Here is a 16640-nt window from a genome sequence, read left to right as displayed (position 1 = left end):
TCAGGATTTATAAATCAACAATTACTCAGCCAGCAAGATATCCCCCGTCAACCGGGTAGTAGGCACCGGTAACAAATGACGATTTAGAGCTGCTTAGCCACAATACAAGCTCAGCAACCTCCTCAGGTTCTCCCAGCCTGCCAATAGGGTGTTTGGTAACTAACCAGTTTAGTGTATTCTCGTCCATATCTTTTAGCAACGGCGTTTTGATAAAAGCGGGCCCTACTGCATTGGCCCGGATGCCCTTCGCCCCATATTCCACGGCTATATTTTTTGTTAATCCGACGACGCCGTGTTTTGCGGCTACATAAGCTGGGCTACCGGCAAATCCTACATTGCCCAGGATTGAGGCCATGTTTACAATCGTGCCTCCACCAGTGTTCAGCATTGCAGGAATCTGATAGCGCATGCCATAGAACACACCCGAAAGATTAATGCTTATTACTTTGTCCCACGCCTCGATCGGATACTCTCCCACAGGTGCCGATGCACCACCAATTCCTGCGTTATTACAAGCAACATGCAAGGCGCCGTAAGTTGTGACTGCCGCATCGACAAGCGCGGCATTGTCAGTTGCAGAAGATACATCTGCCTTGAAAAAGAAAGATTCTCCACCTGCCTGCCGTATCATCTCAACGGTTTGCAACCCTTCCGCTTCCTGAATATCGGAAACAACCACTTTCGCCCCCTCAGCTGCATAGGCCAGTGCAACGCTTCTGCCGATACCGGAGCCTGCCCCGGTAACTATCGCAACTTTATTTAGTAACTGCATATTGCTTGATATTAATTGAAAGATGCAGCGAAGGTATAGGGTGCCATAGCAACATTAATTGACTTTGGCATCCATTCAATATGATATTCATCAGGTTTTACATGTTTTTAAGAACCCAGAATCTTAACACAAGCATAATCTGCTTTATATCATATTCTTAACTGATAAAAGTCAGCAGAAGCTAGAATCTGCAATTACATATTACATGCGCTTTTGCGACTTACCTACTGCGTTCTGTTTAACAATTTGAATGCATTAACCAACATTAATCTTATGGAAACAGCTTCGTTAGCCCACTCTGTGGTTAATCACATTTCTGCTATGATTGCTTACTGGGATAGGGATCTGGTTTGCAGATATGCAAACGCGTCATACCTTGAATGGTTTGGTAAGAAAAGTGAGGATATGATCGGCAAAATCACGCTTAGAGAATTGCTCGGCCCGCTTTATGAAAAAAATCTACCTTACATCGAGGGTGTGCTTGGCGGCGAGGCGCAAACCTTTGAGCGCGAGATTACGCTCCCAAATGGAAAGCCAAAATACACGCTGGCTAATTATTATCCAGATATAGTCGATGGGCAAATACTTGGGTTCTTTGTACATGTAGCTGACATTAATGATGTTAAGTTACTGCAAAAAGAGCTGTCAAAATCCAATGATGTAATCAATCAACAAAACAAACTCCTGGCAACTTTGCAAATGTCGTGACCCATGATCTCCGGTCTTATGCAGGTAATTTGCGCTCGTTGATGATGCTGTACGATCAGGCTGAAGATCAGCCAGAAGCAACAAAATTGATCCAGATGGTCAAAGACCTGTCCACAGGGTTTTCATCAATGGTCGAACATTTATCAGAGATGGTCAAAATTCAGAACCTGGATAAAGAAAAATATCAGGCATGTAATCTGCTCTCACACGTTTCGGCCGCGATAAATTCTTTGAGCCTGCAGATTAGGTCGTTGAACGCTTCGGTATCAACTAATATTGATCCTGAGTTGAAGGTCTTAGCACATCCGGCATACTTGGAAAGCATTATGCTAAATCTTCTTAGTAATGCATTGAAGTACCGGCATCCTGTCAGGGCTCCAAAAATCGATATTGACACGCTATCCACAGATAACTATCTACAATTACGAGTTATGGATAATGGTGTCGGAATTGATTTGCAGAAACACGGCAAGGACCTATTTGGAATGTACAAAACTTTCCATGGCAACGCAGATGCCAAAGGCGTAGGGCTTATTTATTACAAAGTTTCAGATTGAGGCGTTGGGAGGGTATATTCAGGTTGACAGTGAAATAGAACAAGGGTCTTGTTTCAAAGTGTCCTTAAAACCTGGCTAGCTACCATACGTTATCGCAGAAGAAAACTGATGTAAATCATATCATTACCTATTCACCATCAGCTTATTCGAGCATTGCATATGGTTACTTTGATGCAGAAATCAATAGACAACCATGCGCTCCATTTCCCTGATACTAGCTTTACTGCTAACTGCTTGGATCAATCAAAGCCTGATCGCTCAAACGCATTTAAGTTGGAATTCTGCCAGCTTAATGGCCGGAATGGACACACCTGGCAAATTATCCGATAGTGCGGAATTAAGTAGGGTACTATATACCATCGCATACGGTTCGACAGGTAAAAAATTCCCAAAACAAGTTCTGGAAAAGATTGATTCTGCCCATATAGCCCGGATGGTTGGGTTGATTATAAAAGACACTGCGCAATGGCAACTGCACGCTCGGGCCATTGAACCATTGGCAGAACCTTACCAAGACCTCAGAAGAACTGTTGATTCCATTTCACTGGCAGGAAGTGATTCACTGCTCCAATGGACAACAATTTCCCATGCTTTGAACGAATACCGGATTGTCAACCGGCTGGCTGGCCAAATGACTGTATTGGTTAATATCCCTTCGGCTACACTCAGGGTCATTGATCCAGCAGGGCACGTGCTTTTAAAGTGCAAAGTGATCGTGGGAAGCCCGCACACACCCACGCCTATCTTTGTTGCAAACCTGACCAGGGTGATAACCTATCCATATTGGAATATACCGCGCTCGATTGCGGTGAAGGAATTTCTTCCGAAAATAAAAAAGGATCCAAGTGGCTACTTGAATGCCATGAAACTGCAAGTGATCTCTCCACAAGGCAATATAGTTGGTCCGGAAATTATTGATTGGAAACGTTTGTCTGCCAAAAACTTCCCATACCGTCTAAGGCAGTCCACAGGATGCGATAACGCGCTCGGCGTAATCAAATTTGATCTGGACAGCCCGTATGACGTGTACCTGCACGATACAGACCATCGTGAGCTATTCAGTAAAAAATACCGCTTTCTTAGTCATGGGTGCATCCGGGTCGCCGAGCCTGTCAAACTTGCTAACTTATTGATGGGAAAAGAATGGCTCTCCGATGCGTTTACAGATGAACGTTATTGCAATTTGCCTTCCAAATCTTATCCGTTACCTAACGCCGTTCCGGTTGTCATCACCTATGCAATGGTGGAAGCTGAGGCCGGACTGGTTTATTACCAGGATATCTACAAAGCATTTGCAAATAGGCCCGTCACTTTCAATAGATAAATCATGGAAACATACGGAATATCCCCGCTTGCATTTTGGGCTGCATACTCGACAAGCAATCTAATTGCTATCACCCTTATCTGGTCTGCTAAAAAGTACCCCGTATTTACGAGGGCCGCCTTCTTTGTTATATTTATCGCGGCGGCCGCGGCGAATACCTACATCGCCATTGACTCTCCCTGGGCTTACCAGGACTATGCCGATACAGCTGTACCTCTTTACAAACAATTTATTCTGGGTGCGTTTGAAGCTATCATCACGCCGATGATCCTGATCATCGCTCTTGCTCAATTGACAATCGCCGCAGCCATGTTATTTAAAGGCAAATTCCTGAATGCCGGGTGCTGGGCTGGGATCGTGTTCGGGATCAGCATTGCCCCGCTGGGACTATATGCGGCTTTCCCGGCAACCATATTGATGGCAGTCGCCTTATTTGTTCTGCAAAGAAATCAAAGTCCGTTACCGGCAAAGAAAAAACCATCCAAGCTGGTACGCATTGCTACTCACGCTTTAAAGTAATACCGATGAAACCAGACTTATCACGTATCGGCAATGCATCCTTGACCGGAAAAATTATGGAGGCAGGCCCTGCCGCTTCATTTATTCAGGATGGCATGGTAGTGGCTAGCAGCGGCTTTACCAAGTCGGGAGATAGCAAGGCCGTACTTTTGGCCTTATCGGAAAGGGCTGAATTTGATCCTCTTCAAATTACGCTGATCACGGGCGCATCTCTCGGCCAGCAAACTGACGCGCGTCTGGCCACTGCCGGGGCCGTTTCACTACGTTTACCCTTCCAGGCCGATCCAGTTATGAGGACATTAATTAATGAGGGGCAGCTGATGTATATTGATGAAAACCTGGGTGAGACAGCGGCGCACCTGAAAACCGGCATATTTGGCGATATCGACATTGCGATTATTGAAGCATCATCCATCAAAGCGGACGGGAGTATTGTGCCGACCACTTCCGTGGGTAATTCCGCGGTTTTCGCCGCGCTAGCCAAGCAAATTATTGTTGAAATCAATCTTGCCGTCCCTAGTGATATTGAGGGTATTCACGATATTTTTCTTTCTGGAAACTTTCCCGACAAAGCGGTAACACCTATTACCAGCACCGGGCAACGTGTTGGTCGTGGCAGCATTCCATGCAACCCTGACAAAATAATAGGTATTGTATTCACGGATAAAAAAGACAGTCCTGCAGATATTCTTGCGCCCGATAAAACAACTGTACAAATCGCTTCCTACATTCTGGACTTTCTTGGCAGTGAAGTGCGCGCCGGTCGCCTGTCCAACTCTCTTTTGCCGCTTCAGGCTGGTATCGGGAAAGTCGCCAATGCGGTTTTGCAGGGTTTTGCCGAAAGTGATTTCGAGCATTTGACCATCTATTCGGAGGTTCTGCAGGACAGTACCTTCGATCTTTTTGATGCTGACAAACTTGATTTCGCATCCGGCTCCTCCATTACCGTTTCTGAAACTTGCTACCAGCGGATTTTTCAAAATTGGGGAAAATACAAAGACAAAATCCTGCTTCGCCCTCAGGATATTACGAATTCCGCCGAAGTAATCAGCAGGCTGGGCGTAATCGCAATCAACACTGCATTGGAATGTGACATCTATGGCAATGTTAATTCCTCCCATATTTCGGGGACACATATCATGAATGGGATCGGCGGGTCGGCGGACTTCGCCCAAAACAGCTATTTGAGCATTTTTGTGACCGAGTCGACCTGTAAGGGAAAAACCATATCCCGGATTGTCCCGATGGTACCCCATGTGGATCATTCCGAGCACGATGTAGATATTCTGGTTACAGAGCACGGACTGGCCGATTTGCGAGGCCTGGCTCCACGTCAGAAAGCAGAGGCAATCCTTAAAAATTGCGTCCACCCCGAATACCGGGACATGCTACAGGAATATTTTACAGAAGCCTGCACACGAGGCGGCCAGACGCCGCATGTGCTCGAAAAAGCCTTCAATTGGTATCAAAACCTGCGGCTAACCGGGTCGATGAAGCGACATCACAAGTTTCAGGAACCTTCTCCGGATTTGTCTTAACTGAATCCCAACAAAACTAATTATGAGAACTTTGCCCATTGCCATCCTTTCAATGATACTGCTCGCATTTTCATGCAATGACCATGTCATCCCAGATAGTCAGCTATCCATTAGAACATTGCCTTTCGAATACGTTGACACCACGACTATATTTAGAATTCAGGTTGAAGATCAGGGCAATAAGCCTGTGAGAGAACATGGAATTGTATATACAGCCTATTTTCGGGGGGTTGGCAATCACAACCTAAATCCCACCATTGAAGATAACAAAATAAGATTTGACAATGCTCTCATGCTGGGGATCAACCAGTTCGCATATACAAAGGATTTTATCAACGGAAGAACATTTTTCTACTACCGGGCCTACGCAATTCTGGACGATGGATCGATCGTCTATGGCAACAGGATCAATTTCACGGTTTAATAACCAGGCATATCTACATCAATACGATTATGAAGAATATTCTTTTAGCTATCAATCCGGAAAGACCCAGTATTCCCTGTATGCATTTTGGATGCTATCTGGCGCAATTAACACAAGCCAGGCTTACAGCGGTGTTCTTGCAAAAACATTTGGCGGACAAAGCGCCCGCCTTAAAGACAGTGTACGGCATTCCCTACGTAGAGACAATTGTTGCCACGGATCTTCCCGGTTACACGGAACACGAAGAAATGCGCGCGGTATACATCGAGACATTCAAGAAAATCTGTGAAGACAAGGGTATACGCCACAGCATAAATCAGGATCTGGACGACCCATTCGAAGGATTTATTGCTGAAAGCAGATTTGCGGACCTGCTGGTCATAAATCGAAACACAAGTCTGGAAGAAGATACCGGCCAGTCACCAACAGATTTTGTGAAAAATATTATTGCAAAAGCCGAATGTCCTGTCATCACAGCTCCAATCACATTTAACAATATCAACGAAATCGTGCTCGCCTACGACGACAGCCGCTCCTCAGCTTTTGCCGTCAAGCAATTCAGCTACCTTTTTCCGGAGATGGATGATATGAAAATAACAATGCTACATGTCGATGAAGGTGAACATGAGAATGACATACAAAGGGAGAAACTTTCTAACTGGATTAGTGCGCACTACTCGTACCCTGTTTTTAAAACTATGACCGGTAAGGCAAGCTCCGAACTTTACAAACACTTGTACAATCAGAAAAAGACATTGGTCATCATGGGGTCTTATGGACGAAATGCACTATCCACATTGATATCTCCTAGTACGGCGGATTCCTTATTAGAAAACCTGGACCTGCCATTCTTTTTTGCACATCATTAAATCAAAAGCCTATGAAAAAGATCATCGCCGCCCTCGATGGGCTCAAATATTCGGAAAGCACTGTCGAATTCGCCTTGCAGATAGCCCGTGAAACGCAATCACACCTGGTCGGGGTATTTATTGAAGATTTCAGTTATCATAGTTATAACATTTACGAAATAGCGCCAAGGCTTGAACCCTGGGAACAGCAACTTCGCAAGCTTAATCAGGAAGATGTTATTAAGCGGGCAGAATCCGTAGAAAAGTTTACCGCGCTTTGCAAAAAGGGCGAATTGGAATTCAGTATACATCATGACCGGAATTTTGCATTGCCTGAATTGCTGCACGAAACGGTCTATGCCGACCTGCTGGTTATTGGCAAAAACGAGACGCTGTCCCCGTTCCCGCAGGTGCCCCCCACCGGATTTCTTCGCGACTTACTTGGCGATATTCAATGCCCGGTACTGGTGGTACCGGAAAACTTTGAGCTCGTTGACAAAACGGTATTATTGTACGATGGACAGCCTTCTTCCATGTTTGCGATCAAGATGTTCAGTTATCTGCTGCCTTTCATGAAAATGCAGCCTGTGGAGATATTATCCGTTAAACCACAGGATGAGAACCTGCACGTACCGGATAATCGCCTGATGAAGGAATTTTCGAGGCGGCACTTTAACAATGCCAGCTATCATGTCCTGCATGGCATCCCCGAAGAAGAAATCGTGAAGTATTTAAAAGTAAGTGAAAAGCCGCCGCTGGTCGTCATGGGAGCTTACCAGCGGAACCTGGTTTCGCGATGGTTCCGCAGAAGTATGGCAGATGTACTGATGGAAAAATTGGATAACCCGCTCTTTATAGCCCACACGTAGGGCCATATTCCGGGCATCGAATGCCCGGAATTTTGTTAAACCGGTTGCTTTACTGGTTGCTGGATACAGGTCCAGGTAAGTAAATGCGCATGATTGACGACATCGGCCGCAATGCTTGACATATACAAATGATTAAGGTCGGCCGCACCCCGAGTGGTCATCGCGATCATATCTGCCCCTAACTGTTTGGCAAAATGCAGGATCGCTGCTGTCTCGTCCGTATCTGTAACGATGTTAATGGTGTATTTTGAAAGGCCATGAAATATGGCATATTCCTTTATTCGGTCATAGAGCGTTTCCCGGCTCAGGAAGCCTGAAGTATCGATTCTGAGCAGATGAAGCGTCGCGCCCAGCTCGGCCTGAATTTTTTTTAGCCGGGTCATTCCATAATGTTCTGAGAGCATCAGATCGCATGGAAAAACGACATTCCTGATTCCGGCGAGGTGGGTCTTCGCTTTTACCGCGAAGACAGGGACTGGCGAGACCTTGATAATTTTTTCAACGTTAGACCCCATGAATGGACCTTCCCAACCCCGTGAACCCCGGGTACCGATCACAACCAGATCGATGCGTTCCTCGGCAATAGCGTCTATGACAGAGACCGCGAATTTCCCAAGCCGAATTTTGTGACAGATCGGAATAGGCAGCCTTAGTTTGATAACCTCATTTTCAAAATTCTCACGAAACCCTTCTGATACCAGAAATTCGTCCATTTGCTGCTGCAGGCTTATCACCGAAAGCACGGTGATTGCTGCCGAGGTAGCAGCGGCAAGTTCAACCGCAAAGTGAAGCCCCTCAATTGCTGACGCGGAAAAATCACAGGGTACAAGAATTTTTTTCATGTTATGATACAGAAACGGGCTTTTTGGAAAGCTGTCTTGAAAAGGTGAGATTATTGGTTATCCCGAAAACGCCCAGGATATCTTCTACACAGGACTGAACCACACGCCTGTCAGTCTCCCTGCCTACCCTGCCATCCAGGGACACCCATCCTTCATCTACTGATATGTGGATATCACTATCATTTAGCTGGCTGTTTTGATGCAATGCACTTTTGATATGATCAGCAAGTGCCGAGTCACTAATACAGGTTTTCATAGCGGCATTCTCGGTTGCATATAGGTCCATTACTCATCCTGTGATACATATGTCCATACAGGCTCGACGGCGTGATTGGCCACATCTTCGGCCACACTACCCCTTAGCAGGTGCTTGAAGCCCTGATAGCCATGCGTGGACATTACAATGATCGAATGCGGCACTTTACCGGCAAACCGGATGATAGCCCCGTCCAGATCTGCACCCCTCCTAATGTTGAGGGTATACTTTGTCAAACCGTAAAATTTCACAAAATCATTGAGGCTTACTTCCACTTCCTCGTCCCGGATGAGGCTGGTAGGGAAATTATTCACATACAAAACATGGATGACGGCATCAAAGAACTGCTGCATAGCCTGCACCTTTTTAATAAGCTCGCCCTGTGTCAGATCAAGACATGTTGGCAATACAATGTTGCGAACATCTTTGAGGTGTAATGCTTTAGGAAGTACAAAAACTGGCACAGGAGACATACGTACAACTTTTTCAGTATTGGAACCAATGAAGAATTTTTTGAGCCCATGCGCACCTGAGGTTGCCATCACAACCAGATCAATATTTTCTTCCGTTACCGTTTTAAGTATTAGGTCTGTCAAAGAGCCTGTTTTTATGGAGTACTTCACCTTGGTAGCACCAGGCCCTAATGCCTCCGCCATTTTCCTAAATTCATCTTCGGCGTCACGGCTGATTTCGGTAATTGTATGAACAGAATCAAAAGCCACATAGGGTTGCCCTGGCATGCCATTACCAAACAGATACTGTACTTCCACGACATGGATAACATGTACCTCGCCGTCATTTGCGACTGCAATTTCGCAGGCAAACTGGTAGGCATGGTGGGCGACAACGGAAAAGTCGAAAGGGACCAGGATCTTTTTCATAACTTGTTGATTTCAGGACTTCGCGATAGTGAATTACTGATTCAAGTTACGCCGTAAGACATTGATTATTAATGACATTTGAGATGAAAGGAAGTGATTTTAGTCAGCTTTTAAGGATCACATCAGACACTGACTTAGCTTTTATGGAACTTAAAAAACAGAATTTTCAACCAGTCGGCGCTCATCATATACAGGATCAGAATGCCTGACAAAATCAGCATTTGCCTGGCGGGTACTGCCATCAGACCAAGAGTCTGTGCAACAGGCGACCAGGGCAGAATGAGCGCTAGTGTCAGCGAAAACAACGTAATTAGTAGCAGGGCTTTCCCAGGTTTGCTTTTGATAAATGGCGCCTGCGTGCGGATCACCAGCAAGATCAGCAATTCGGTAATCACAGATTCCAAAAACCAGCCCGTGCGAAATGCTGCGCCGGTCAGCTCGAAGTGAAAATAGAGGACGTAAAAAGTCAGAATATCAAAAATAGAGCTGTGCAGGCCGAAAACCATCATGAAATTGCGGATCAGCTTCATGTCCCATTTACCGGGCGAAGCCAGTTGCGCCTGATCAACATTGTCCGACGCGATCGCCAATGCGGGCAGGTCTGTGATAAAGTTGGTCAGCAGAATTTGCTTGGGCAACATGGGCAAAAAGGGAAGCAGCAAAGACGCCGCGGCTACGCTGAACATATTCCCAAAAGTTGCCCCAGTTGTGATGAATATGTATTTCATCGAGTTCGCAAAGGATTTCCTACCTTCTTCAATGCCGTCGGCCAAAACCGAAAGATCTTTTTCCAACAGGACAAAATCCGCTGCCTGCTTTGCCGCGTCCACCGCATTGCTGGTCGAGATACCGGCATCCGCTGCATTGATCGCTGTCACGTCATTAATCCCGTCACCGATGTAGGCAACCACCTGTTTGGCCAGCTGCAATGCCTTCACGATCCGTACTTTCTGATGGGGTTCGATCTCTGAGAATACATCTGTTTTGAGCACCCTGATCTGCAATGCCTCGGGCGACATTTTATTCAATTCATCGCCTGTCAATACCTGTGGTGCGTTAATTCCTAGCTTTTGGGCGATTTGTGCGGCCGCATAACGGTTATCGCCGGTAATGATCTTGAACTGCACATTCATTCCTCCGAGCCGCTTAATGGAGGCTGTGCTGGATTCTTTCAGCGGGTCTTCCAATAGCAGATAACCCATGAATGTCATCGCATTTTCATCGTCGCGGCCTATTTTCTCGCCCTGAAAAGTCTTTGAAGCAATCCCTAAAACCCGGTAACCTTCTTTCGAATAAGCTTCGAAACGATCATTAATGGCTGCCCGCGTCTTTTCATCCAATGCCTGCAAATCCCCTGTTTCTGCATTGATAAAACTGCATACCTCCAAAATGTTGGTCAATGCGCCTTTGCTGATAATACTTTTCGAGTTCTGATGACTGATCAGGATACTCAATCTTTTTCTAATGAAATCGTAAGGGATTTCGTCAACCTTCGCATATGTTTTTGTATCAACTTTCAATTTACAGATCGCCTCGTCCACAGGATTGGAGAAACCCTGCTGCATGGAAGCATTCAGGTAGGCAAACATCCGGACCTCTTCGTCCGGTTTTCCATATACGTTGACGAAATCTTTCACACACACCGTGCCTTCCGTAATCGTGCCCGTTTTGTCGGAACACAGCACATTGACCTCGCCGAAATTAAATATCGAGGAGAGTTTTTTAACAATTACCTTCTTTTTCAACATCCGGCTGGCACCAGAAGACATGGAGACCGTCATAATCGCGGGCAGCAGTTCCGGTGCCATTCCCACGGCCAGGGCCAGGGAAAAAAGAAGCGAATCCAGCAGCGGTTTGTGGAAATAGATATTGATCGCAAAAATAACCAACGTCAGCGCGGCAGTGATCTGAAGAAGGAAATACCCAAAGTGTTTGATCCCTTTTTCAAATGCCGTTTCAGGGGTTTCGGAAAGGCTGGTCGCAAGTTTTCCGAAAATTGTATCCTTTCCGGTGCGTACAGCGACAGCCGTGGCCGTACCGCTCACCACATTGGTCCCCTCCCAAAGACAATTGAAGGTTTTGGCAAGGGCGGTTTGCTCATCGGTTTCACCGGGCATTTTTTCTGCCGGGTAACTCTCGCCGGTCAGGCTGCTTTCATTGACGTGCAGCTCATTACTTTCCATGATCCGGCAATCGGCCGGAATAATGTCGCCCGCTTTGAGGCGGATAATATCGCCCGGAACAATCTCCTTTAAATTGACCAATACCTGAGCCCCGTCGCGCACCACAAGGCTTTTGAGCTCGATCATTTGCCGGAGCTTTTCAACCGCCTTTCCGGCATGCAGTTCCTGCCAGAAGCTTAATAATCCGGTAATAATCAGGATAAAGAAGATGATCAGTGTATCAGAAACCTCTCCTAAAACCGCAGACAGTAAAACGGCAATTACTAGCAGTAGTACCAGCGGACTTGTAAACTGCCTGACAAATATTTTCAGCCCCTTTTTGAAGTCCGATTCATCGATTGTCTGCTGCGCGCTTTGTTTCTGGCGTTTCTTGACCAGGTCAGCGCTCAAACCTTGTTCACCGCTTTCCAGCAAATCAAGGATACTGTTTATAGGTAACCCGCGAATATTTTTTACATACATGATTACTAAGCAATTAAATGTTTGACAGGCATCTAATTGCAAAATTGGGCAACTGGACCAACCGTAATTATGACGATCGTCAGTTATCCTGATGAGCTAGATTAGCCTCGGGAACACTGGTCATCAGAAGTCTAAAATTTCACGTTATGGGAGATATCCTGTATTGTAAACCGGGCATAAGGTTGGTACAAACCACTGATCTCCCACCCTGCCTCCAAAACCGTAGGGATTAGCATACCATTCCAGTTTTGATACCGGCCCAATTTCGTGACCCAGGGCTGTCTGGGTCCGTCCCCCATATTACGCAATGCCCGCATTTCGATGATCTCATGCCGGTCATTGAAGAATACGACAAAGGAAACAATCAAATTCCTGTGCTCGTATTCGAGTACCGCCGAGCTATTGTTGATGGGTAACCATTTCAGATTTTCACGTGGCAACAAATTCGTAGGGAAACAAACACTTTCACCAAGCCAGCGCATTAATTCACCTTTATCATATTTTTCGCCATGCTGGTTTTCGATGGTAAAAAGCGAGAACAAAGAAACGACCAGCCTGCCCTGATCAGCGATGTACATATCCCTGGCAGTGAACATTGCTGTCTTACCTTTCCAGACGAACCCTGGCTTATCCGCAGTAAAATACTCTTCACCCGAAATATCAATCCAGCCCTTTTTTAAATCGGTTTTGAATACCCCGTTATGACGCAGGTACACCGTGCTCGTATAGGTCTGCCCGTCTTTAAGTACGTGCCGGAAATATTGCTGGACAGGCTGCGGAAGTCCTTCCAATTGTCGCACCTGATACTTTTTTGATGTAATCTCCTTCGCGCTTATAAATAGCTGCGCGACCTCATCACTGAATTTGAGATACAGGTTCAGCCGTCCCATAAAAAATATGACAAACGATAAAGTAATAAACGCCAGCCCCAGTTTCAGTGTAACGGAATAGCCTGTTTTTTCACTTACAGTCGTAGCGACTTCGGAATAAATGTGGGTACGTGATGTGCTCATAGGATCTCTGTCTATTTTCATGATAAAAATAAACCTGTCGGATGTCGGAGCATATGACCCTTACCTGCCTGATTTTATGAGATTAATCAGCCTTGCCCTGTATTTGCATGACATAGTCGTTCATCAGCCTTAGATATTTCTCGGCAGCTTCCAAATGTTCCTGAAAAGGTTCACTTCCTTCTGACTCCCAGGCGCTGACCGCATTCACTTTTGCCCTGATATTAGCGCGCAGGCATTTATAATAGAGGAAAATCTGATTGTCAGCCGACTGCTGAAAGGCGGGAAACTGATCGCAATAAATAGTGAGGAAGATTTCAGAAAGCGATCCCTGGCTAGCAGCTTCCAGATCCATGCACAGGAAAGCGATGTCGCTCAACACATCAATCTGCCTGAAAGCGTCATTAAATTCAATGCAGTCAAAGATTATAGGCTCTTTATCAATAAAAATATTGCCGCTGTGAAGGTCGCCATGCACATCCCTTTTAAATCCCAGTCTCACCCGCTCTGCCATCCTGTCGGCATAGTGATGGATAAACGCGTTTCCGGTCGAGGTCGCGTTGTCAATAATGTTCAGGTAATCTTTTGTTAAGTGCCTGGCGGCAAAAAGCTTTATACTCTCAATATCATTGAATGTTGCCATTTGCACATTCGGGTCAAACGCGGTTGAAATAACTTGGGCATTGCGATGCAAATCGGCAATTTTTTCTGCCAGGGCAACCATATCCTCGCTGGTAATTTCCTTAACAGCAAGAAGGGTGTCCATTTTCTTTGCGGCCGACAGCCGTTTCATCATTACGGCATAGTCAATTATCTGGCCAGATTCACCACCAATTTCATATCCATCTACCTGCTTAGTAACCGGGAGTACGTCCAAATAAATAGGTGAAAACCGTTTATTTAACCTCAGTTCTTTCTCACAAAGCGTTTTTCTGGTGGTTAGTCCTGAGAAATCGAGAAACGAGAGCTTCACTGGTTTTTTGATTTTAAATACCAGCTCATTGGTCAGTAATATCCAGGATATGTGGGTTTCTTCAAGCTTTGCACCAAGGGGTTTGCCTTTATAGATCCCATCTTTTACAAGTATTTGTAAGTCTTGCTCAGTCATATTGTTGCAGGTAAGCAGTGGCTACTGCGAGCATCTCTGAAAGATTATCGTTGCCTGAATGAAGTTCCAGATGTTCGGTGGTATAGGGCTCAAAAAGTCCTTTCATACTTTCATAAACGCCAAAATCTGCTTCACTGTCCTCTCTTGGGCTGGCCAGCCGCTGACGTATCAGTGCCTCGGTGGCTATAATTTCAATAAAGGCGATATTTGCATAATGCTTTGATGCGATTTCTGAAAACAGATCGCGCATGATATGATGATAGAAAGTAGCATCTGCAACCACGGGTTGACCTCTATCCAACTGTCGGGCGGTCATTGCAGCCATCACATGATAAATGTGCATTTTATCCTCTAACGCATACTTTCCCCTGGCTTGCAGCGAATTCCGGATCTTGTCGCTGCTAAGATAAACCGCTTCTAATGCCTCAGCCAATCTTTCGGCAAAATAGCTTTTGCCTGACCCGGGTAAGCCCGACACTACAATTACTAATCCGGATCCAGGCTCTTTCATTGCATAAGTTTGTTTTTAAATGTAAATAGTCAGGTCGTCACCCTACTGTATTACCGTTGGTCAGCACCACAAACTGGGCAGGTCCCAGTTTCAGTTTAATAAAATGTCTGTTCCCTTCTTCGTTCAGAAGCACATTTACGCTGCCTTTATCGCCATAAATAAACCGGAAAACACTTCCTTGCGGGTTAAGCATCGGGTCCACCAGAACATACTCTGCATCTTCTTCATTCTGGGAACTGTTGTAGGCGACTATTATTTCTTCATCGTAGAGCACCCGCGAGAAGGCGAGCAGACACTTCTCGAAGGTGGGCAAAATGAAATTCTTGCCATCCACCGAAAGTTTGCGCATATACATCCGGCCGAACCTGAGCGGGGCATTTTCCTTTCTGACCCGGGCCAAGGCAGCAATTTCCTGGTATATCCGGCAGGATTTGTTCAATGCATTCAATTCCGGATTTTCAAGGCTGAACATCGCCTCGCGCACATTAAAATCCTGCTCGCCAGATCCCTCAAACCCCTGCTCGGTACCATAGTAGATGCATGGGGTGCCTAGTGCGCACAGCAGAAAACCGATTCCCGCGATGATCTGATTTTCAGAAGCTTCTTTTCCAAACCGCCTTTTAATTACCTGGCCTAACTGGTCATGGTTGTCAATAAAGGTGACCAGAAACTCGCCGAACTCACCGCGTCCCAGGGCATTTTTGCGAAGCGATTCGTAACGCTCGATCAGTCGCTCCGGCTTAGAAACCCCGCGGATCACATCTGCAAGAATGTGGTAAAGCGGAAAATCCAGGACGGAGTTCAAACCAAAGTAAATCGCCTTGTCTTCCACTACCACGGACGTCTTGGGGCCGATGTAGCGATTAAACATTTCCTCGGGCCCGACAAATTCACCAAACAGAAAAAAGTTACGTTTCCCGAGTTTGTAGGCATACTCGCGCACGTGAGAGCAAAACTGGCTTACCGTTTCCTCCCCCATGTGCTTGACCGCGTCGATCCTGAACCCATCGATATCCGTCTCCCTAATCCAGTAACAATGTATTTTGGTCAGTATCTGCTGTACCAACAGGGCCTCGGGAGACGAATCATTTTTGAAGCTTTTCAGGTTTTCAAAATCACCCTCCCGGGTTTCCGGATATACGTCAAAGTTTCGGATCTGTCCCTTCCGCCAATAAAGCTCCGGGTTTCTTAATTCGATTGGCACTGGAAGTTCCGGCGAGCGCCAGGACTCAAATGGGAAAATTGCTCCCTGGTAATAGAAGTATTTGTCATCTCCGGGATACGTCCAGTTATCCCCGGAATGGTGTAGTACAATGTCGAGAAAGACCTTGATATCATAACCGTGGGCTTTTTCTACAAGGTCCTCCAGGTCTTTTTTTGTCCCAAAGCGTGGATCAATATTCAGATAATTTTCAATGGCATAGCCGTGGTAGGAAAACGCATTATTTTCAAAAACCGGGCTGAGCCATACAGCGGTGCAGCCCAGATCACGGATATAATCCAGGTGCTGTGTTATCCCATTAAGTGTGCCGCCGCAAATTTTCCGAAGTTGAGAAGCGTTCCCGAAACCCGGCTGCCGGTCAGCTTGATCCGCCGGTTTCCTGGCAAGATCATCGTGAAAACGATCAACCAGCAAAAAATAAATAAATTCCTCCCGCCACTCTCGATTGCCATCGACCCAGTAAGTTTTTCCCGGCTTTGCGGAAAGCTCAATGTCAAAAATGGAATTGATCATGCCGTTAGCAGTCATTTTACCGGCTTTGTTATATGACAACAAAACTATCAAGCTACCCATTCGATTCGACTGACCAGGCTTTTGAAAAGATAT

Annotated in this window: 17 protein-coding genes; 8 read left to right on the top strand and 9 right to left on the bottom strand. The window is 45.9% G+C overall.

What is annotated here, in order from left to right; all coding sequences use genetic code 11:
* Nucleotides 1-25 precede the first annotated feature (25 nt).
* Entirely contained in the window at nucleotides 26-772 is a 747-nt protein-coding gene (locus tag FEN17_RS02095; protein ID WP_138363657.1) for an SDR family NAD(P)-dependent oxidoreductase, read from the bottom strand.
* A gap of 273 nt (nucleotides 773-1045) precedes the next feature.
* Between FEN17_RS02095 and FEN17_RS02090 the strand changes: the two genes are divergently transcribed.
* The 8 genes from FEN17_RS02090 to FEN17_RS02055 all read left to right on the top strand — a co-directional run bounded on the left by FEN17_RS02090 (nucleotide 1046) and on the right by FEN17_RS02055 (nucleotide 7559).
* Nucleotides 1046-1480 carry a PAS domain-containing protein gene (locus FEN17_RS02090; protein WP_138363656.1) on the top strand — a complete coding sequence of 145 codons (435 nt, stop codon included), beginning with the start codon at nucleotides 1046-1048 and terminating at the stop codon, nucleotides 1478-1480.
* Entirely contained in the window at nucleotides 1477-2037 is a 561-nt protein-coding gene (locus FEN17_RS02085; RefSeq protein WP_138363655.1) for an ATP-binding protein, read from the top strand. Before FEN17_RS02090 ends, FEN17_RS02085 begins: the two co-directional genes overlap by 4 nt.
* 193 nt (nucleotides 2038-2230) lie before the next feature.
* Nucleotides 2231-3361: a L,D-transpeptidase family protein gene (locus FEN17_RS02080; RefSeq protein WP_138363654.1), complete on the top strand. Its 1131-nt coding sequence runs from the start codon at nucleotides 2231-2233 to the stop codon at nucleotides 3359-3361.
* A gap of 3 nt (nucleotides 3362-3364) precedes the next feature.
* Nucleotides 3365-3880, top strand: a complete 516-nt coding sequence (locus FEN17_RS02075; protein ID WP_138363653.1) for a hypothetical protein — start codon at nucleotides 3365-3367, stop codon at nucleotides 3878-3880.
* Nucleotides 3881-3885: 5 nt separating this feature from the next.
* The gene (gene scpC, locus FEN17_RS02070) at nucleotides 3886-5418 is read left to right on the top strand and encodes a succinyl-CoA:acetate CoA-transferase ScpC (RefSeq protein ID WP_229208650.1); all 1533 of its coding nucleotides are present in this window, start codon (nucleotides 3886-3888) and stop codon (nucleotides 5416-5418) included.
* Nucleotides 5419-5440: 22 nt separating this feature from the next.
* Nucleotides 5441-5842 (top strand): hypothetical protein, encoded by a 402-nt coding sequence (locus FEN17_RS02065; RefSeq protein WP_138363652.1) that lies wholly within the window; start codon nucleotides 5441-5443, stop codon nucleotides 5840-5842.
* Between the two features lie 29 nt (nucleotides 5843-5871).
* Nucleotides 5872-6711 (top strand): putative universal stress family protein, encoded by an 840-nt coding sequence (locus FEN17_RS02060; protein WP_138363651.1) that lies wholly within the window; start codon nucleotides 5872-5874, stop codon nucleotides 6709-6711.
* A gap of 11 nt (nucleotides 6712-6722) precedes the next feature.
* Nucleotides 6723-7559, top strand: a complete 837-nt coding sequence (locus FEN17_RS02055) for a universal stress protein (protein ID WP_138363650.1) — start codon at nucleotides 6723-6725, stop codon at nucleotides 7557-7559.
* 35 nt (nucleotides 7560-7594) lie between these two features.
* Here FEN17_RS02055 and FEN17_RS02050 read toward each other — a convergent pair whose 3' ends face one another.
* From FEN17_RS02050 to FEN17_RS02015, 8 genes are all read right to left on the bottom strand, one after another.
* Nucleotides 7595-8401 carry a universal stress protein gene (locus tag FEN17_RS02050; RefSeq protein ID WP_138363649.1) on the bottom strand — a complete coding sequence of 269 codons (807 nt, stop codon included), beginning with the start codon at nucleotides 8399-8401 and terminating at the stop codon, nucleotides 7595-7597.
* Nucleotide 8402: 1 nt separating this feature from the next.
* Nucleotides 8403-8657: a BON domain-containing protein gene (locus tag FEN17_RS02045; protein WP_171037810.1), complete on the bottom strand. Its 255-nt coding sequence runs from the start codon at nucleotides 8655-8657 to the stop codon at nucleotides 8403-8405.
* 29 nt (nucleotides 8658-8686) lie between these two features.
* The gene (locus tag FEN17_RS02040) at nucleotides 8687-9538 is read right to left on the bottom strand and encodes a universal stress protein (protein ID WP_138363647.1); all 852 of its coding nucleotides are present in this window, start codon (nucleotides 9536-9538) and stop codon (nucleotides 8687-8689) included.
* Between the two features lie 134 nt (nucleotides 9539-9672).
* Nucleotides 9673-12183 carry a magnesium-translocating P-type ATPase gene (gene mgtA / locus FEN17_RS02035; RefSeq protein ID WP_138363646.1) on the bottom strand — a complete coding sequence of 837 codons (2511 nt, stop codon included), beginning with the start codon at nucleotides 12181-12183 and terminating at the stop codon, nucleotides 9673-9675.
* A gap of 131 nt (nucleotides 12184-12314) precedes the next feature.
* The gene (locus tag FEN17_RS02030) at nucleotides 12315-13196 is read right to left on the bottom strand and encodes a DUF6544 family protein (RefSeq protein WP_138363645.1); all 882 of its coding nucleotides are present in this window, start codon (nucleotides 13194-13196) and stop codon (nucleotides 12315-12317) included.
* Nucleotides 13197-13278: 82 nt separating this feature from the next.
* Nucleotides 13279-14301, bottom strand: a complete 1023-nt coding sequence (locus FEN17_RS02025; protein ID WP_138363644.1) for a phosphotransferase — start codon at nucleotides 14299-14301, stop codon at nucleotides 13279-13281.
* Nucleotides 14294-14812, bottom strand: coding sequence for a P-loop nucleotide/nucleoside kinase family protein (locus tag FEN17_RS02020; protein WP_138363643.1), 519 nt, complete (start codon nucleotides 14810-14812; stop codon nucleotides 14294-14296). Before FEN17_RS02020 ends, FEN17_RS02025 begins: the two co-directional genes overlap by 8 nt.
* 37 nt (nucleotides 14813-14849) lie before the next feature.
* Complete coding sequence (locus FEN17_RS02015) at nucleotides 14850-16547, bottom strand: alpha-amylase family glycosyl hydrolase (protein ID WP_229208649.1); 1698 nt, start codon at nucleotides 16545-16547, stop codon at nucleotides 14850-14852.
* Nucleotides 16548-16640 lie beyond the last annotated feature (93 nt).

This window comes from Dyadobacter luticola (assembly GCF_005860805.1).
Taxonomy (GTDB): domain Bacteria; phylum Bacteroidota; class Bacteroidia; order Cytophagales; family Spirosomataceae; genus Dyadobacter; species Dyadobacter luticola.
Note: the sequence above shows the minus strand (reverse complement) of the source record. Positions and strands in the feature narration are given on the sequence as shown.